16 protein-coding genes are annotated in these 17,133 nt (G+C 65.5%); 8 read left to right on the top strand and 8 right to left on the bottom strand.

Features of this window, described 5'->3' with window-relative positions; translation table 11 throughout:
• Positions 1–201: 201 nt before the first annotated feature.
• On the top strand, positions 202–2,370 hold the full coding sequence (locus LB556_RS08280; RefSeq protein WP_224565914.1) for a malate synthase G: 2,169 nt from the start codon (positions 202–204) through the stop codon (positions 2,368–2,370).
• An 84-nt stretch (positions 2,371–2,454) separates the two neighbouring features.
• Here the strand turns inward: LB556_RS08280 and LB556_RS08275 are convergent, their stop codons facing one another.
• The 4 genes from LB556_RS08275 to LB556_RS08260 form a co-directional block, all read right to left on the bottom strand.
• The gene (locus LB556_RS08275) at positions 2,455–3,987 is read right to left on the bottom strand and encodes a YifB family Mg chelatase-like AAA ATPase (RefSeq protein WP_224565986.1); all 1,533 of its coding nucleotides are present in this window, start codon (positions 3,985–3,987) and stop codon (positions 2,455–2,457) included.
• 186 nt (positions 3,988–4,173) lie between these two features.
• Positions 4,174–5,115 (bottom strand): glutathione synthase, encoded by a 942-nt coding sequence (gene gshB / locus LB556_RS08270; protein ID WP_224565912.1) that lies wholly within the window; start codon positions 5,113–5,115, stop codon positions 4,174–4,176.
• A gap of 122 nt (positions 5,116–5,237) precedes the next feature.
• On the bottom strand, positions 5,238–5,612 hold the full coding sequence (locus tag LB556_RS08265) for a GtrA family protein (RefSeq protein WP_224565910.1): 375 nt from the start codon (positions 5,610–5,612) through the stop codon (positions 5,238–5,240).
• Positions 5,613–5,615: 3 nt separating this feature from the next.
• Positions 5,616–6,617 (bottom strand): glycosyltransferase, encoded by a 1,002-nt coding sequence (locus tag LB556_RS08260; RefSeq protein WP_224565908.1) that lies wholly within the window; start codon positions 6,615–6,617, stop codon positions 5,616–5,618.
• A 164-nt stretch (positions 6,618–6,781) separates the two neighbouring features.
• On the opposite strand from LB556_RS08260, the gene LB556_RS08255 reads away from it, so the two are divergent.
• From LB556_RS08255 to LB556_RS08225, 7 genes are all read left to right on the top strand, one after another.
• Positions 6,782–8,575, top strand: a complete 1,794-nt coding sequence (locus tag LB556_RS08255; RefSeq protein WP_224565906.1) for a GtrA family protein — start codon at positions 6,782–6,784, stop codon at positions 8,573–8,575.
• Positions 8,576–8,785: 210 nt separating this feature from the next.
• Positions 8,786–10,135: a putative bifunctional diguanylate cyclase/phosphodiesterase gene (locus LB556_RS08250; protein WP_224565904.1), complete on the top strand. Its 1,350-nt coding sequence runs from the start codon at positions 8,786–8,788 to the stop codon at positions 10,133–10,135.
• A 167-nt stretch (positions 10,136–10,302) separates the two neighbouring features.
• Positions 10,303–11,070: an SDR family NAD(P)-dependent oxidoreductase gene (locus LB556_RS08245; RefSeq protein WP_224565902.1), complete on the top strand. Its 768-nt coding sequence runs from the start codon at positions 10,303–10,305 to the stop codon at positions 11,068–11,070.
• Entirely contained in the window at positions 11,067–12,026 is a 960-nt protein-coding gene (locus LB556_RS08240; protein ID WP_224565900.1) for a 2-dehydro-3-deoxygalactonokinase, read from the top strand. The genes LB556_RS08245 and LB556_RS08240 overlap by 4 nt, the downstream gene beginning before the upstream one ends.
• A complete protein-coding gene (locus tag LB556_RS08235; protein ID WP_224565898.1) occupies positions 12,023–12,661 on the top strand; it encodes a 2-dehydro-3-deoxy-6-phosphogalactonate aldolase in 639 nt (212 codons plus the stop codon). The genes LB556_RS08240 and LB556_RS08235 overlap by 4 nt, the downstream gene beginning before the upstream one ends.
• Entirely contained in the window at positions 12,661–13,536 is an 876-nt protein-coding gene (locus LB556_RS08230) for an SMP-30/gluconolactonase/LRE family protein (RefSeq protein ID WP_224565984.1), read from the top strand. Before LB556_RS08235 ends, LB556_RS08230 begins: the two co-directional genes overlap by 1 nt.
• A gap of 133 nt (positions 13,537–13,669) precedes the next feature.
• On the top strand, positions 13,670–14,728 hold the full coding sequence (locus LB556_RS08225; protein ID WP_224565896.1) for a D-alanine:D-lactate ligase-like protein: 1,059 nt from the start codon (positions 13,670–13,672) through the stop codon (positions 14,726–14,728).
• A 53-nt stretch (positions 14,729–14,781) separates the two neighbouring features.
• Here the strand turns inward: LB556_RS08225 and LB556_RS08220 are convergent, their stop codons facing one another.
• The 4 genes from LB556_RS08220 to pmtA are packed head-to-tail and all read right to left on the bottom strand — an operon-like array spanning position 14,782 to position 17,056.
• Positions 14,782–15,069, bottom strand: a complete 288-nt coding sequence (locus LB556_RS08220) for a DUF1330 domain-containing protein (protein WP_224565894.1) — start codon at positions 15,067–15,069, stop codon at positions 14,782–14,784.
• Positions 15,070–15,098: 29 nt separating this feature from the next.
• Complete coding sequence (gene pyrF / locus LB556_RS08215; protein WP_263485164.1) at positions 15,099–15,797, bottom strand: orotidine-5'-phosphate decarboxylase; 699 nt, start codon at positions 15,795–15,797, stop codon at positions 15,099–15,101.
• Between the two features lie 11 nt (positions 15,798–15,808).
• Complete coding sequence (locus tag LB556_RS08210; protein ID WP_224565890.1) at positions 15,809–16,405, bottom strand: NADPH-dependent FMN reductase; 597 nt, start codon at positions 16,403–16,405, stop codon at positions 15,809–15,811.
• A gap of 45 nt (positions 16,406–16,450) precedes the next feature.
• Complete coding sequence (gene pmtA / locus LB556_RS08205) at positions 16,451–17,056, bottom strand: phospholipid N-methyltransferase PmtA (RefSeq protein ID WP_224565888.1); 606 nt, start codon at positions 17,054–17,056, stop codon at positions 16,451–16,453.
• Between the last annotated feature and the right edge of the window lie 77 nt (positions 17,057–17,133).

Genomic DNA, 17,133 nt, shown 5'->3' with positions numbered 1-17,133 from the left:
CTTCATTGGACTGCCTTCCCAAAGAATCTCTTCTCAGGCCAATTTCAAGCCCAAAAACCCCATATGCGATTCCCCTGCCCTCGAGGGGGGAGATATGCAGTTCCGCCGCAGCAAAATATCCCCTTCATCTTTAGCCGAATTGACCCTGGCGCCCTGACATGCCAAAGGCCCGGCCAAGCCTTTCGCCTGGAGAAAGCCCTGATGACCGATCGCGTCGAAATCGCTGGATTGCGGATTGCCCGCGAGCTGCATGACTTCGTCGTCGACGAAGCGCTGCCCGGTACCGGCATCGAAGCCGACGCGTTCTGGGGCGGCTTCTCAGCGATCGTCCATGACCTCGCGCCCAGGAACCGGGCGCTGCTGGCTAAACGCGATGCCATGCAGGAAAAGCTCGACGGCTGGTATCGCGACAATGGCGCGCCCGTCGACATGGAGGTCTATAAGGCGTTCCTGAAGGAGATCGGCTATCTCGCCCCGGAAGGGCCGGCCTTCAGCGTGTCGACCGACAATGTCGACCCGGAAATCGCCGTCGTCGCCGGGCCGCAGCTCGTCGTGCCGGTGATGAACGCGCGCTATGCGCTCAATGCCGCCAATGCGCGCTGGGGCTCGCTCTACGACGCGCTCTACGGCACCGACGCCATCGCCGAAACCGATGGAGCGCAGAAGGGCAAGGTGTTCAACCCGGTGCGCGGCGCGAAGGTGATCGCCTGGGCCAAGGACTTTCTCGACCAGTCGGTGCCGCTCACCTCGGGCAAATGGGCAGGGGTTAACGGCCTGTCGGTGGCCAACGGCACGTTGCGGCTCGGCGAAGGCGCCGGCTCCACCACGCTCGCCGACCCGAAACAGTTCGTTGGCTATCGCGGCGACGCCGCCAACCCGGAAACCGTGTTGCTGGTGAGGAACGGGCTGCATGTCGAGATCGTCATCGACCGCGCCAACCAGATCGGCCGCACCGACCCGGCCGGCATTGCCGATGTCATCCTGGAATCGGCGCTGACCACCATCCAGGACTGCGAGGATTCGGTCGCGGCGGTGGATGCGCAGGACAAGGTCGTCGTCTACCGCAACTGGCTCGGCCTGATGAAGGGCGACCTGGCCGAGGAAATCACCAAGGGCGGCAAGACTTTTACCCGCAAGCTCAACCCCGATCGCGCCTACACGGCGCCGGCCGGCGGCACGCTCACCGTGCCCGGCCGCTCGCTGATGCTGGTCAGGAATGTCGGCCACCTGATGACCAATCCGGCGATCCTCGACCGCGACGGCAGCGAGGTGTCGGAAGGCATCATGGACGCAGCCATGACGGCGCTGATCGCGCTGCATGACGTCGGCCCGAAGGGCCGGCGTGCCAATTCCCGCGCCGGCTCGATGTATGTCGTGAAGCCCAAGATGCACGGGCCGGAGGAAGTCGCCTTCGCCGTCGAGATCTTCGATCGTGTCGAAGCGCTGCTCGGCATGGCCCGGAACACCATCAAGATGGGCATCATGGACGAGGAGCGGCGCACCACGATCAATCTCAAGGAGGCGATCCGCGCCGCACGCGAGCGCGTGGTGTTCATCAACACCGGCTTCCTCGACCGCACCGGCGACGAGATCCACACCTCGATGGAAGCCGGCCCGATGATCCGCAAGGGCGACATGAAGCAGGCCGCCTGGATTTCCGCCTACGAGGCCTGGAATGTCGACACCGGGCTCGAATGCGGCCTCGCCGGCCACGCCCAGATCGGCAAGGGCATGTGGGCGATGCCCGATCTGATGGCGGCCATGCTGGTCGAGAAGATCGCCCACCCCAAGGCCGGCGCCAACACTGCCTGGGTGCCCTCGCCGACAGCGGCGACGCTGCACGCCACGCATTATCACAAGGTCGATGTCCACGCCGTCCAGGCGGCGCTGAAGAACCGGCCGAAGGCGAAACTCGACGATATCCTGTCGGTGCCGGTGGCCGTGCGGCCGAACTGGACGCCCGACGAGATCCAGCGCGAGCTCGACAACAATGCGCAAGGCATTCTGGGCTATGTCGTGCGTTGGATCGACCAGGGCGTCGGCTGCTCCAAGGTGCCCGACATCAACGATGTCGGCCTGATGGAAGACCGCGCCACGCTACGCATCTCCTCGCAGCACATAGCCAACTGGCTGCGCCACAAGGTCTGCTCGGAAATCCAGGTCAGGGATTCCCTGCAGCGCATGGCCGCCATCGTCGATCTGCAGAATGTCGGCGATCCGCTCTACCGCCCGATGGCGCCGGATTTCGACCAATCGATCGCCTTCCAGGCCGCCTGCGACCTGGTGTTCAAGGGGACGAGCCAGCCCAACGGCTACACCGAGCCGGTGCTGCATAGGCGGCGGCTGGAGCTGAAGGCGAAACAGGGCTGAGCTGGCGCAAACGCGACCGGCATTGGTATCCAGCCGCGCCGATCAGAAGGGCGTGGCGACCCGCGTGACCGCCGCGGACAAGGCCTACGCCGCCTGCGCCATCCGCTCCGAGCTCATGCGATAGGAAATCGCCTCGGCCAGATGGATGCGGCCGACGGTCTCGCTGGCGTCGAGATCGGCCAGCGTGCGCGCCACTTTCAGCACGCGATGATAGGCCCGAGCGGAAAAGGCGAGCTTTTCGCTGGCATCCTTGAGCAGCGACAGCCCGGCGGCGTCCGGCATGGCTATGGCCTCGATGACTGCCGGAGAACAATGCGCGTTGGTGGTGGCGCTGTTGACGCCGAGCCGTTCGAAGCGCTCGCGCTGGATATTCCTGGCGCGCGCCACGCGCAGCGCGACATCGGCGCTCTTCTCCGCCCGGTCGGGCCGGATCAGGTCGCTGGCCGAGACCGCCGGCACTTCGATCCTGAGATCGATGCGGTCGAGCAGCGGGCCCGAGATGCGCGCCTGGTAGTCGGTGCGGCAGCGCTCGCCGCGCAGGCAGCGATAACCCGGCTCGCCGGCCATGCCGCAGCGGCACGGGTTCATCGCCGCGACCAGTTGGATGCGTGCCGGATAGGTGACGCGGTGGTTGGCGCGCGCGATCATGCAGTCGCCGGTCTCAAGCGGCTGGCGCAGCGCATCGAGCGTCTGCGGCGTGAATTCGGGGAACTCGTCGAGAAACAGCACGCCGTGATGGGCCAGCGACACCTCGCCCGGCCGCGCCCGTATGCCGCCGCCCACCATAGCCGCCATCGAGGCCGAATGGTGCGGTGCGCGGAATGGCCGCCGGTCGGTCAGCTTGCCTTCGCCGAGCTCGCCCGCAACCGAGGCGATCATCGAGACTTCGAGCAATTCCTTCGGCGCCAGCGGCGGCAGGATCGAGGGCAGGCGCTGCGCCAGCATCGACTTGCCCGAGCCAGGCGGGCCGACCATCAGGAGGTTGTGGCCACCGGCGGCCGCGACTTCCAGTGCCCGCTTCGCCGTCTCCTGGCCCTTGATGTCGGCAAGGTCGGGCAGGTCGCGGGCCGAGGCGTGGACGCCGGCCTCGGGGCGTGACAGCACCTGCGTGCCGCGGAAATGGTTGGCGATGGCAATCAGGCTGCGCGGCGCGAGGATATCGAAGTCCTTGCCGGCCCAGGCCGCTTCCGGCCCGCAGGCGAAGGGGCAGATCAGGCCTTTGCCCTCGGCATTGGCGCCGATCGCCGCCGGCAGCGCCCCGGCCACCGCCGTGATGGTGCCGTCGAGCGACAGTTCGCCGAGCACGACATAGCCGGCCAGCATGTCGCCCGGAATGGCGCCAAGCGCGGCCATCAGGCCAAGCGCGATCGGCAGATCGTAGTGGCTGCCTTCCTTCGGCAGGTCGGCGGGCGCCAGATTGACGGTCACCTTCTTCGACGGCATCGACAGGCCCGATGCGTGCAATGCGGCCTGCACCCGCTCGCGGCTTTCGGCCACCGCCTTGTCGGGCAGGCCGACGATGTGCATGTTGACCTTGCCGGGCGCGATCATCACCTGCACGTCGACCGGCACGGCCTCGATGCCCTGGAAAGCGACCGTACGAACCCGCGCCACCATCGTGTTGCCCCCGATATGAGCTGGCCCCCAGCCCCATGCGATCAGACCAGCAGTGGCCTTCTCGGCAGACAATCACAGTTCTTTGATCAGATCAAGAACATTTCGGGAACATGTAGTCGTGGAAGTTGCAGCCGAATTGTATCCGGTTGCAAAACCGGAACATGGTTAACGCAAACTGAAAACAGGTTAGGTCCGCTTCTCTTCCACCACATCCCAGAACAGGCTGGCGATGTCGGCGCCGCCGAAGCGTTGAACTTCGCGCACACCTGTCGGCGAGGTCACGTTGATCTCGGTCATGTAGTCGCCGATGACGTCGATGCCGACCAGGATGAAGCCGCGCTCTCTCAGCGACGGACCGATGCGGGCGCAGATTTCGCGCTCGCGTTCGGTCAGCTCTGTCTTCTCGGCGCGGCCGCCGACATGCATGTTGGAGCGGGAATCATGGTCGGCCGGCACGCGGTTGATGGCGCCCACCGGCTCGCCGTCGATCAGGATGATGCGCTTGTCGCCCTTGCGCACGTCCTTCAGATAGCGCTGCACGATATAGGGCTCGCGAAACAGCTGGCCGAACATTTCGAGCAGCGAGGCGAGGTTGCGGTCGGCCTCGTGCAGATGGAAGATGCCGGCGCCGCCATTGCCGTAGAGCGGCTTGACGATGATGTCGCCGAACTCCTTGCGGAAGGCGGCGACCTCGAGCGGATCCTTGGTGATCAGCGTGTCCGGCATCAGGTCGGAAAACTCGGTGACGAAAATCTTTTCCGGGCTGTTGCGCACCCAGGCCGGGTCGTTGACCACCAGCGTCTTCGGGTGGATTCGCTCCAGTATATGCGTCGTCGTGATGTAGTTCATGTCGAAGGGCGGATCCTGGCGCAGCAGCACCACGTCCATCTCAGACAGGTCGGTGCGCACCTGTTCGCCCAGCGCGTAGTGGCTGCCCTTCTCGTCGCGCACCTGCATCGCCTCGATGCGGGCAAACACCTTGCCGTCGCGCAGCGACAGCCGGTCGGGCGTGTAGTGGTAGAGTTCGTGGCCGCGGCGCTGCGCTTCCAGCGACAGCGCGAACGAGGTGTCGCCGGCGATCGACACGGTGGAGACATGGTCCATCTGGACGGCGATTTTCAATTTCATGGCGGGTCCCCGGCGCGATTGGAGCGGCGTGCATCCCCTTGGATGCACAAACTACGCTCCAACACTCTTGAATTGACAGCGATATAAGGGTCGCGGCGCCTTCTGCCAATCGGGCCACGCCGTTAACGGTCGAAGACCAGCCGCGAGTAACCCAGGAAGGACAGCGCCATGGCCACGAGCGACGCGATGGCAAGCGCGCCCAGGGGCGTCGCCGCCGGCAGCACCAGCAGGATAGCCGAGTAGACGGCGTAGTTGACGATGCTGGTGGCGATGCCGACGCCGCCATAGCGGGCGCCTTCCTGTGTCATTCCCCTGCTCGAGGGCGAGAACGTCAGATGCCGGTTGATCTGCCAGGTGACGCAGAGCGCAAAGCCGATCGACAGGATGCGGCCGATGAAGGGCCCGAGCGGCGTGACGGCCAGCAGCAGCCAGAGTGCCGCCGCGTCGGCGACGAAGCCGATGCCGCCTGCGAAGACAAAGCGGACGAGGCGTTGCATCGGTCAGGCCGCGCGCGAGGCCTTGCGCCGTTCCGGCTTCTGAACCAGGTCGCCCGTGCGGCGCTCGACACGGCCCGGCGGCATGGAGAGATAGAAGATCCGCTTCTGCTCGGCGCGCCCGCGCGAGACCGAATCGAGGATCAGCCCGGTCACCGCCGCCAGCATCGACAGAAGCAGCAGGCCGACCGACAGCACCCATGTCGGCATGCGCGGGACAAGGCCGGTTTCGGCGAATTCGACCAGCACCGGGGCCATCAGGAACAGGCTCGAGGCCAGGAAGAACAGCGAAAAGGCGCCGAAAAAGCGCAGCGGCTGCGTCTCCTTCATCAGCATGGCGAACATCCACAGGATCCTGGCGCCGTCGCGGAAGGTCGACAGCTTCGACGACGAGCCTTCCGGCCGGCGGCCGTAGTCGAGTGCGATTTCGCTGACCGGCAGTTTGAGCTGCGAGGCGTGCACCGACATCTCGGTCTCGATCTCGAAGCCGCCGGAGACGGCGGGAAAGCTCTTGACGAAACGCCTGGTGAAGACGCGGTAGCCGGAGAAGATGTCGGTGAAATCGCTGCCGAACAGCCCTTTGTAGAGGCTGTTGAACACGCGGTTGCCGAAGGCATGGCCGGCCCGGCCGGCATCGTCGGTGACGCCGCGCCTAGTGCCCACCACCATGTCGCATCGTTCGGTCAACAGCGTGTTGATCAGCTGCGGCGCGTCTTCGGGGGCGTAGGTGCCGTCGCCATCGGCCATCAGGTAGATGTCGGCGTCGATGTCGGCGAACATGCGCCGCACCACATTGCCCTTGCCCTGGCGCGGCTCGCGAATCACGATGGCGCCGGCCGCGCGGGCGCGCAGGGCCGTCAGGTCCTTCGAATTGTTGTCGTAGACATAGATGGTTGCCGCGGGCAGCGTCTCGCGGAACCGCCGCACCACCTCGGCGATGGTCAGCTCCTCATTGTAGCAAGGCAGGAGCACGGCGATGACGGGTTCATGGCTGATGTCTTGCGGCATTTTCGTCTCCGAATGCCCTTTCGACCATGCGGTCGCGCTCCGGAAGCCGGCCGCGTTCAGGCGGTTTTACTATTTATTGAAGCCGTTAAGGCTAGGTTTAAGACCGACTTCATGAGTGCCGATTGGCCTGGAAAGGCCCGGCATTCCCGCCAAGGGCGATCGGGATGGGCACAGCAAGGGGAACTTCCACCTGGAAGTCCGATATCGCGTTCGCGCTGCTTGCCGCCTTGCTGCTGCTGGCGCTCGAGGCCTTGCAGGGATTCCCGCAACTGGCCAATCCGGCGGGCGACAATGACAGCCTGCTGCAACTGGTCGAAGTCCGCGACCTGCTGGCGGGCCAGGGCTGGTTCGACCTGCACCAGTACAGGATGGGCCTGGAAGGCGGCTTCGTCATGCATTGGTCGCGGCTGCTCGATGCGCCGCTGGCGCTGAGCATGCTCGCGGTCACTCGCCTGACCGGCAGCCCCGCCCTGGCCGAACAGATCGTGCAAATCGTCTGGCCCACCTTGCAATTCTGGCTGGCGATCTTCTTCCTCGTCCGCGCCGCACGGGCTTTTGCCGGCGCCCCCGCCGTGCTGCCCGCCGCCGTCGTCGGCGGCGCGGCCCTGTATTACATCGGCATTTTTTCTCCCGGCGCGCTCGACCATCACAATGTCCAGCTGATGCTGACGCTGGCGAGCCTCGCCTTGCTGCTCGAGGCGCCCACGCATCGGCCGGCCGCGCTTGTCGCCGGCGTCTGCACCACGCTAAGCCTGGCCATAGGCATGGAAAGCGCGCCCTATGCCGGCGCCCTCGGCACCGTCGTCGCGCTGTTGTTTCTTGGCAAGGGTGACGGCGAAAGGCTGATAGCCAGGGATTTCGGCCTCGGCGTCACCGGCGTCTCGGCTCTCGTCTTCGCCGCCACCATCCCCGTCTCGTCCTGGGGCCAGGCCCAGTGCGACACCTTCTCGATCGTGCAGTTCGCCGTCACCGGGCTGGCCGGCACCGGTCTGGCAATCATTGCTTCATGGCGGGCCGCCAACGCGACCGCCGCCCGGCGCCTGATCTCGCTTGGCCTGCTTGCCGTCACGCTCGTCCTCGTCGTGGCGTTGCTGTTCCCGCAATGCCTGGCGGCGCCCTATGCCCATCTCGACCCGCGTCTGCAGCGGATGTGGCTTGGCTATATCGAGGAGGCCCAGTCGATCGTTCAGCTGGTCTCCGATGATCCCGCCCGGGCCGTGGCGCGTTTTGCGACGCCGCTGCTGGCGATCATCCTGATGGCGCTCCGCTTCAGCGGTGGCGGCTGGCGGCGGCAGGACAGCCTCGTCGCCGCGCTGCTGATGGTTGCGGTCCTGGTCAGCGCCTGGGAAGTGCGCGGCTCGACCTTCTCCATCGTCTTCGCGGCGATCCCGCTTTCGGCCTGGATCGCCAAATGGCGGCAGCGGGCCGAAACCAGTCCGTCCAACGGTTCCATGCTCAGGATGGCCGCGGCCTGGCTGGTCTCGGTCAATGCCATCTGGGCGGGTGCCGCCCAAGCCGCATCGAGCGTCTTCGAAACCGCTGCCCCCGCCAGGGCGGCCGGCATCGACGCACCCTGCAACAGCAAGGCCTCGTTCGCCGTGCTTGGCGCGATGGCACCCACCACGGTGCTTGCCGTCTCCAATCTTGGCTCGCCGATCCTCGCCTTCACCGGTCACCGCGTGTTCGCCGGCCCCTACCATCGCAACGTCGCTGGAAACCTGCTCGTCTTCGATGCCTTGCTGGGTTCGGCCAGCGATGCCAAAACCATCGTCGAGAGCCATCATGTCGGCCTTGTCGCGCTCTGCCGCGACAACCCGGAAAGCCGGCTGTTCGCAACCCGGGCGCCGGACGGCTTTCTGGCCGCACTGATGCGCGGCAGCGTGCCCGATTGGCTGGAACCGGTGGCTGAGACCAGCGGCACCCCCCTGGAACTCTATCGCGTCAGGCCAAGCGGTTGAAAATACACGTGATTTACACACCGTGTAGCCGGCTTCACAAAGGTTTCCGACTTCCTGTTTGGGCACGGTTTCAAGGCGAAAGCCGGATGCCATTTTCCGGGATTGTACTTCGGCTACAAAAATCGGTTCACGCGATACGTTTCCTAAAGGGTTTGCTGCCAGTCTCGCAATAAATTCCGACGACAAGAGCAGGGACGAACAGGGACACCGATGCAAACTCCGTTTGGCACCGGTCAGGCAAACAGGGAAAGCACGGATCTGGCATTCACCGATCCGTTGACCGGGCTTGGCAATCATCGCCGCTTCTTCGACAAGGTCGATCGCCTGATCAGTGATCGCGCCGACGATCCCGCGCCCTTCACCGTCGGCATCCTCGACCTCGACGGATTCAAGCCGATCAACGACCTGTTCGGCCACAAGGCCGGCGACGACATCCTTGTCCAGGTCGCGATGCGGCTGCGCGCCTCGATGGACGGCCATTCGACGGTCTGCCGCATCGGCGCCGACGAATTCGCCTTCCTCTACCCGCTGGTGTTCTCGGAGGATGCGGCGGCCGAAAAGTCCCGCATGCTGATCGAGATCCTGTCGGCGCCCTACGATGTCGGCGAGCGCACCGCCAGGCTCTCGGCCTCGGTCGGCTGCTCGCTGTTCTATTCCGGCGACGAGACCACCGAGATCCTCATCAACAAGGCCGAAACGGCGCTCTACCATGCCAAGCGTTCCGGGCGTGGCCGCGTCGTCGTCTACACCCGTGAGATGGAAGAGGCCGCCAAGCGCGTCACCCGCATCGAGCAGGCGCTGCGCCGGGCCGTCTCCGCCGGCGAGGTGGAGCCGCATTTCCAGCCGATCGTCGACCTCACCACGCGCCGCACCATCGGCTTCGAGACGCTGGCGCGCTGGACCGATCGCGACCTCGGCGCGGTGCCGCCGAGCGTCTTCATCCCCATCGCCGAGGAGCGCGGCATCATCGGCCCGCTGTCGCAACTGGTGCTGCGCAAGGCGACCGAAGCCGCCAGGAGCTGGCCGAAGGATCTGTTCCTGTCCTTCAACCTGTCGCCCTCGCAGCTCGTCGACCAGAACACCGGCCTGCATATACTGGCCATCCTCGACCGCACTGGCTTCGATCCGCGCCGGCTCGAAATCGAGATCACCGAGACCGGTCTGATGAACGACCCGGCCTCGGCCGCGCAGATCGTCGAGGATCTGCGCCGCGTCGGCATCCGCGTCTCGCTCGACGATTTCGGCACCGGCCAGTCCTCGCTCGGTCGTTTGCGGGAATTCCATTTCGACAAGCTCAAGATCGACCGCGCCTTCGTCTCTTCCATTCTCGACGACCGGCCGTCCGAACACATCATCCGCGCCATCCTCGCGATGTGCGAAGGGCTCGGCATGGACGTCGTCGCCGAAGGCATCGAGGAGGAGGCGCAGGCCGACCGGCTGGTCCAGTTCGGTTGCGCCGGCGGGCAGGGCTACCTGTTTGGCAAGCCGGCCGATGCCGACGCCACATTGGGCTACCTCCGGGATTCCTTCCGCGGCGCCTTGCGTGCCAAGGCGATCTGAGCGGCGAGAACCGGTGCTGCCCCGCCATGTGATGATGCTGCGTGGCGGGTCGCGCGCGGCGCCATCGCGTTTTTGTCAGACATAAGCCCGGAAATCCGTCGTTTCGCCCTTGCCCGCCGGACGTGTCTGGCTAGGATGCGCGCCGGTTGACCCGGGAGACGAAAATCATGATGCCATCGGCGCGTTTTGCCGACCTCGAAGGCGCTTCGGTGCTGATCACCGGCGGCGGCTCCGGCATCGGCGCGGCGTTGACCGAAGGATTCATGCGCCAGGGCGCCAAGGTCGCCTTCATCGACATCGCCGACGCGCCGAGCACGGCGCTCGCCGACCGTATCGAAAAGGAGCTCGGCCGGCGTCCGCTCTACCTCAAGACCGATCTGCGCGACGTCGAGGCCTTGCGCGCTGCCGCGGCAAGGGCCGCCGAGGCGCATGGCGACGTCACCGTGCTGGTCAACAACGCCGCCTGGGATGAACGCCATGCCGTCGAGGACGTCACCGTCGAGTTCTGGGACAACAACCTCGCCATCAACCTGCGGCCGCATTTCTTCACCGCGCAGGCCGTGGCATCAGGCATGAAGCGGGCCGGCGGCGGCTCGATCATCAATTTCACCTCGACCTCCTATCTGATCAACCATCCCGACCTGCCGGCCTATACCGCCGCCAAGGCCGGCATTCTCGGTCTCACCAAGGGGCTGGCCGGCAAGCTCGGGCCCGACCGCATCCGCGTCAACGCCGTCGCGCCTGGCTGGGTGATCACCGAGCGGCAGCAGGAGCGCTGGGTGACGGAAGAAGCACTCGCCGCTCACGTCGCCAAGCAATGCATCAGGGACGTCATGCGACCCGACGACATCGTCGGCACCGTGCTGTTCCTGGCCTCGGATGCCTCGCGCATGCTGACGGCGCAGATGCTGATCGTCGATGGAGGCTTCCTGTGAGCCCAGCGTTTGCCAGCAACGGTCCGGCGGTCGCGGCGCTCGACTGGGGCACGACCCGGCTTCGGGCCTGGCTGATCGACGGCGGCGGCAAGGTGCTTGCCGAGCGCCGCGGCGACGATGGCCTGATCACCGCGCGCGAAAAGGGCTTCGCCAACGTGCTCGAAGGCCACCTCGTCGCCATGGGGGCGCCGGAGACATTGCCCGTCATCGTCTGCGGCATGGCCGGTTCCCGCCAGGGCTGGATCGAAGCGCCCTATGTGGCCGTGCCCGCGCCGCTCGGGGCCATCCTGCGCGGCGCCGCCCAGGTGCCCGATCCGAAACGCGATATCCGCATCGTTCCGGGCCTCGCCCAGCGCCTGGCCGAGGTGCCGGATGTCATGCGCGGTGAGGAAACACAGCTTGCCGGCGCTGGTTTGCCGGCAAAGGGGCGACATCTCGTCTGCATGCCCGGCACGCATTCAAAATGGGTCGTGGTCGAGGATGGCGCGGTTGCCGGCTTCGGCACATGGCCGACCGGCGAACTGTTTTCGGTGCTGGCCGAGCATTCGATCCTGAAGCATTCGCTGGGCGAGCATCCGGCTCCGGTCGCGGCGGACAATCCGTACTTCCGGCAGTGGTGCGAACGGGCGCTCGGCGAGGGCGGCGACGTCACTTCGAGGCTATTTGCCATCCGCGCGGCCGGGCTCCTGCAGGACCTGACGTCGCAGGATGCGGCGGCCTGCCTGTCCGGGCTTTTGATCGGCGGCGAGATCGCATCGGCCAGGCGCCGCTATGGCGCCGGCGATGCGGCGGTCGTGTTGATCGCTTCGGGCTCGCTCGCATCGCTCTATTCGGCCGCACTCGACCTTGCACGGCTTGCCTTCCGCGCCGTCGATGCGGATGAAGCGGTGCGCGCCGGCCTCATCGAAGCCGCGCGCGAGAACGGCATGATCGCCAGAACCGGAGCCGCCATATGAGCCAGACCGCACCTTTTCCCCAGCTCAAGCGCGGGCTGGTCGCCATCCTGCGCGGCCTGAAGCCCACCGAGGCCGTTGCCATCGGCCGGGCGCTGTTCGACGCCGGCATCGAGGCGATCGAGGTGCCGCTCAATTCGCCCGAGCCATTCTCGTCGATCGCCAGGATTGTCGAAGTGCTGCCGGAAACCGCCCTGGTCGGCGCCGGCACGGTGCTCACGGCGGCCGATGTCGACAACCTTCACCAGGCCGGCGGACGGCTGCTGGTCAGCCCCAACATAGATGCCGAGGTCATGGGCCGCGCCAGGACATACGGCATGGTCACCATGCCCGGCGTGTTTACCCCCACCGAGGCTTTCCAGGCGATCCGGCTCGGCGCATCGGCGCTGAAATTCTTTCCGGCGAGCGTGCTAGGCGCATCGGGCATTTCCGCGATGCGGGCCGTATTACCGGCGCAGACGCTGGTCGGCGCGGTCGGCGGCGTTTCCGACAAGGACTTTGCCGGCTACAAGGCGGTTGGCGTGACGGTGTTCGGGCTTGGCTCCAGCCTGTTCAAGCCAGGCATGAGCGTCGACGACGTGGCGGCGCGCGCGCACGCCGCGGTCGCCGCCTGGGACGCAGCGTTCGGAGGCGCATGATGAGCGAGGTTTCGGTTTTCTCTGATCATATCTGCCAGCTCGGCGAAGGGCCAAGCTACGATCCCGCCACCGACGCGCTGTTCTGGTTCGACATCGTCAACGGCCGGCTCCTGGAAAAACCGGTGTCCGGCGGCGCGCTGAAGATCCACGAGCTTGGCCAGATGGCGAGCGCCATCGCCATCATCGACGACAGGCGCCAGATGATCGCCACCGAAACCGGCCTTTTTGTCCGCGAGGTCGCGACCGGCAGGATGACGCTGCATACGCTCATCGAGGGCGACAATCCGCTCACCCGCTCCAATGATTCCCGCGTCCATCCCTGCGGTGCGCTGTGGACCGGCACGATGGGAAAGAAGGAGGAAAAGGGCGCCGGTTCGATTTACTGGTTCTTCAAGGGAGAATTGCGCCGCCTGTTTTCGGACATCACTGTCCCCAACTCGATCTGTTTCTCGCCGGATGGCGCGCTTGCCTACTACACCGACACCTCGACCGGCCTGCTGATGCGCCTCGCCTGCGATCCGGCGACCGGCCTGCCCGCCGGGGAGCCGAATGTGTTCGTCGATCACCGCTCGGCCAAGGGCTATGTCGACGGTTCGGTCGTCGACCGCGACGGCGTGCTGTGGAATGCCGTCTGGGGCGGCAAGGCGGTCAAGGCCTATTCGCCCGACGGCACGCTGCTGCGCGAGGTGGCGATGCCGGTGACGCAGCCCTCCTGCCCGGCCTTTGTCGGCAGGAACGCCGGCCGGCTGGCTGTGACTTCCGCCTGGTCGGGCAAGGATGAGAAACAGCGGCAGCTCGATCCGCAGGCGGGCATGACCTTCCTGCTCGATATCGACGTCAACGGCCGGTTCGAGCCGCGCGTGCTGATCGCCTGAACAGGCCGGGCGATCCGCGCTGCTCATCCTGGCGTGCTGTCACCCAGGCGTCTGGCTTGGGTCGGTTTCGCGAAAGCTGTTTGCGTCGACCGTGCGATGGTAGGCGATCACAGCGCCGGGAATCATTCATCGCATGTCCAGCCACAAGCCAAAGCTGATCCTTGTCTATGAGCCCGAAAAGGCTTGCTTCGACCGTCTGATCGCCGACGGCTACGCGCCACAGCGCGCCACTGAAATCTCATCTTATTTGGCGCAGTCGACGGACCTCGCCCCTGAATTCGGTGCGCTTGCCGACGCCTGCGCGGGGCGCGGCCTGTCCTTTGTACCGGTGGCGCTCGACGATGCAGCCGCAGCGCTTGACGATGAGGACCCGCAAAGCACGCTGGTCTGGACACTGTCCGACGGCATCGCTTATTTCCGTGGCGGCGCGTCACCGGCGCTGGCGAGGCTGGGCGGGTTCAAAACGATCGGCGCCGACGATTCGCTCTTCGCGCTCTGCCAGGACAAATTCCGCTCCGGCGCCGTGCTTGGCGCGCTCGGCCTGCCGGTGCCGCCGGCGGGTCTTGCCCGGAATGGAAACTGGCTGGTCGAGCCGCCGGCCTCCGCCGCCGGCTGGTTCGTCAAGCCCAACCGGCTCGGCGCCAAGATCGGCATCTGGCCGGATTCGCGCGTAACCGATCTCGGCCACGCGCTGGAGCTTAGCCGGCGTGTTTTCGCGGCCTATCGCGACGATGTCGTCGTCCAGCCCTATGTCGCCGGCCGCAATGTGCGCGCCAGCTTCCTCGGGCTGATGCCGGAGGTCGGTGTTGAAGCGCTGGGCGTTTCCTTTGTCGATTCAGGCGCGGATTTCCAGACCATGGCCGACAGCCTGGCGCTTTATGGCGACACCGGCGAGGCGGCGAAGGCAGCCGGGCACTATGCCGAGCCCGAACTCGCTCCGGTCGCCAACAGCCAGCCAGCGGCCGATGTCAGGATACGCGCGATTGCCGAACGCTTGATGGGCGGGCTGGGCCTGCGCGACGTGTTTTCGGTCGACCTGCGCGTCGAGGCCGACGACACCGTTCATCTCATCGAGTTCGAGGTCTGCCCGGGCCTGCCGTGCTTCGATTTCCGCGCCTATTGCCGTCAGCAATGGGGGCTGGAACTGGCCGACGCCATGGCCGAAACCGCGGCGAACAGGCTCTTTCGCTAAAGCATGATGCCGAAAAGTGTGAAGCGGTTTTCGGACGACATCATGCTCTACCTCTAGACTCCTTCCACCAGCACGATCTCGCCATCGGCGACCTTCTGGCGGATGGCGACGGCGCGCTGATATTCCGGCGAGTGGTAGCAGTCATGCGCGGCCGCAAGCGATTCGAATTCGATGATGACGTTGCGCCCGCGACCAGGCCCTTCGGCCTTTTCATGCGCACCGCCGCGCGCCAGGAATTTCGCGCCGAAACGGTCGAAGGCCAGCTTCGAAGCGGCGACATAGTCTTTGTAGCCTTCTGTGTCGCGCACATCGACACGAGCGATCCAGTATCCCTTGGGCATGTTTTTTCTCCGGGTTTGTATCGGGGGCGTCAGGCCGCGCGCATTTCCTCAAGGATGGCTTCGGCCGCTTCGCGTTTATTGGCCGCGGCGACGATCGGTCGGCCGACAACGAGGTGGCTGGAGCCGTTGCGGATCGCCTGTCCTGGCGTCACGACGCGCTTCTGGTCGCCATGGTCGCTGCCTGCCGGCCGGATGCCGGGCGTCACCACCGCCATGTCGGGGCCGACGATACGGCGTACCGCTTCGGCTTCCGCGGCCGAGCACACGATACCGCCCATGCCCGCATGCAGCGCCTGCTCCGAGCGCCTGAGCACCAGCGTGTGCGGATCATACTCATAGCCGACATCGATCATGTCCTGCTCGTCCATCGATGTCAGCACGCTGACTGCAAGCAGGCAAAGGTCGCTGCCCCTAGCCGCTTCCACCGCCGCTTGCATCGCCTTCGGATAGGCGTGGATGGTCAGCATGGTCATGCCCATCTTGACGATGTTCTCCACGCCTTTTGCCACCGTATGATCGATGTCGAGCAGCTTCATGTCGAGGAAGACCTTCGTTCCACCGCTGGCCAGTTCCCTGGCGAAGTCGAGCCCGCCGGCGAAGGCCAGCTGATAGCCGATCTTGTAGAAGGAGACGATGCCGTCGAGCTCGCGCACCGCCTGCTCGGCTTCTTTCACGGTCGGCACGTCGAGGCCGACGATCAATCTTTCCTGCATGGATTGGGCCTCCATGGTTACGGCATTCACGCCTCGATCCGCGTGGACAGCATGCGCGAGGTTTCGATCAGCGTGCGGCATAGGTGCTCCATCGATTTGTGCAGTCTTTCGTCTCGGAAATGGCCGTCCCCGTCGAAGGCGTCGCCACCCTCCGGCACCGAGCATTCCGGCGTCACCACTTCCATCTGGCAGCGCACCAGCACGGCGCGCAGATGGTTGATGCAGCGGATGCCGGCAAAATGGCCGTTGGAGGACGAGCAGAGGCCGGCGACCTTGCCGCCAAGCGGCCTGACCGACCGGCCGCCGTCCCTGCGCACGCGGCTCACCCAGTCGATCGTGTTCTTGAGCAACGGCGGGATGGAGCCGTTATATTCCGGCGTGGCGATCAGCAGCCCGTCATGGACGGCGATCAGCCGGGCCAGTTTCAGGGCGTTTTCGGGGACGCCCTTTTCCTTCTCCAGGTCTTCGTCGAGGATCGGCAAGGGATAATCGGCGAGCGAAATGCGGGTCACCTCGGCGCCTTGCACGGCAAGCTCCTTCTGCGCCACGTCGGCGGTCCGGCCGCTATAGGCGCCGCTACGCACCGAGCCGGCGAAGACGAGGATTTTCGCGATCACTGCCATTGGCCAACCTTGTTCCGGGACAGGTATAGCCAAGGCCCGCTCAAATCAATGCGCCTCGCGCCGGTAGATCCACAGCTGCGTCGGCGGGATGTTGCGGAAGATGAAGTCGAAATGCTTGACCGTATAGTCGCCACGCCCGGGCGGGATCGGTGACATCGGACCGTAGGTCAGCTGCACGATCGGCCGTCCGGCTGGGATGCGGTCGAGCAGGCTTTCGATATAGGCGATGCGCTGGGCGACCGGGAAGTTGAGCAGCGGCACGCCGGAAACGACGCTATCGAAGATCATCCCGCTCCGCTCGCCAAGCGTGGCGTTGAGGTTGAAGGCATCGCCTTCGATGACGTTGACGCCGGGATAGAGCCGGCGCAGATGGCGCACGAAATCTGTATTGTACTCGACCGCGTAGAGGTTCTCGGGACGCACGCCCTGCGCGAGGATGGCTCGGGTGATGACGCCGGTGCCGGGGCCCACCTCGAGCACCGGCAGGCCGGACTTCGGGTTGACGATCGAGGCCATCTTGCGGGCGGTGATCGAGCTGGTCGGAACGATCGAGCCGACTGTCTTCGGCTTGTCGATCCAGCCCTTGAAGAATTTGAGTTCGTCGTCGAACTTCTCGGCAAACGCCTTCCGCAGTCCGTGACCACGTGCCATGCAAGCTCTCCTCAGCGCTCCCGTGGAAGCTACTTAACACTTGGGCGACGCAAGGCAAGGCGCGGCCATGCCTATGT

This window comes from Mesorhizobium sp. ES1-4, assembly GCF_020164745.1.
GTDB lineage: Bacteria > Pseudomonadota > Alphaproteobacteria > Rhizobiales > Rhizobiaceae > Mesorhizobium.
Note: the sequence above shows the minus strand (reverse complement) of the source record. Positions and strands in the feature narration are given on the sequence as shown.

What these genes read in the sequence shown, in the direction of transcription:
- LB556_RS08280 (WP_224565914.1), top strand. Translation starts at nt 202, where the DNA reads ATGACCGATCGCGTCGAAATCGCTGGATTGCGGATTGCCCGCGAGCTG.
- LB556_RS08275 (WP_224565986.1), bottom strand. Translation starts at nt 3,987, where the DNA reads ATGGTGGCGCGGGTTCGTACGGTCGCTTTCCAGGGCATCGAGGCCGTG.
- gshB (WP_224565912.1), bottom strand. Translation starts at nt 5,115, where the DNA reads ATGAAATTGAAAATCGCCGTCCAGATGGACCATGTCTCCACCGTGTCG.
- LB556_RS08265 (WP_224565910.1), bottom strand. Translation starts at nt 5,612, where the DNA reads ATGCAACGCCTCGTCCGCTTTGTCTTCGCAGGCGGCATCGGCTTCGTC.
- LB556_RS08260 (WP_224565908.1), bottom strand. Translation starts at nt 6,617, where the DNA reads ATGCCGCAAGACATCAGCCATGAACCCGTCATCGCCGTGCTCCTGCCT.
- LB556_RS08255 (WP_224565906.1), top strand. Translation starts at nt 6,782, where the DNA reads ATGGGCACAGCAAGGGGAACTTCCACCTGGAAGTCCGATATCGCGTTC.
- LB556_RS08250 (WP_224565904.1), top strand. Translation starts at nt 8,786, where the DNA reads ATGCAAACTCCGTTTGGCACCGGTCAGGCAAACAGGGAAAGCACGGAT.
- LB556_RS08245 (WP_224565902.1), top strand. Translation starts at nt 10,303, where the DNA reads ATGATGCCATCGGCGCGTTTTGCCGACCTCGAAGGCGCTTCGGTGCTG.
- LB556_RS08235 (WP_224565898.1), top strand. Translation starts at nt 12,023, where the DNA reads ATGAGCCAGACCGCACCTTTTCCCCAGCTCAAGCGCGGGCTGGTCGCC.
- LB556_RS08230 (WP_224565984.1), top strand. Translation starts at nt 12,661, where the DNA reads ATGAGCGAGGTTTCGGTTTTCTCTGATCATATCTGCCAGCTCGGCGAA.
- LB556_RS08225 (WP_224565896.1), top strand. Translation starts at nt 13,670, where the DNA reads ATGTCCAGCCACAAGCCAAAGCTGATCCTTGTCTATGAGCCCGAAAAG.
- LB556_RS08220 (WP_224565894.1), bottom strand. Translation starts at nt 15,069, where the DNA reads ATGCCCAAGGGATACTGGATCGCTCGTGTCGATGTGCGCGACACAGAA.
- pyrF (WP_263485164.1), bottom strand. Translation starts at nt 15,797, where the DNA reads ATGGAGGCCCAATCCATGCAGGAAAGATTGATCGTCGGCCTCGACGTG.
- LB556_RS08210 (WP_224565890.1), bottom strand. Translation starts at nt 16,405, where the DNA reads ATGGCAGTGATCGCGAAAATCCTCGTCTTCGCCGGCTCGGTGCGTAGC.
- pmtA (WP_224565888.1), bottom strand. Translation starts at nt 17,056, where the DNA reads ATGGCACGTGGTCACGGACTGCGGAAGGCGTTTGCCGAGAAGTTCGAC.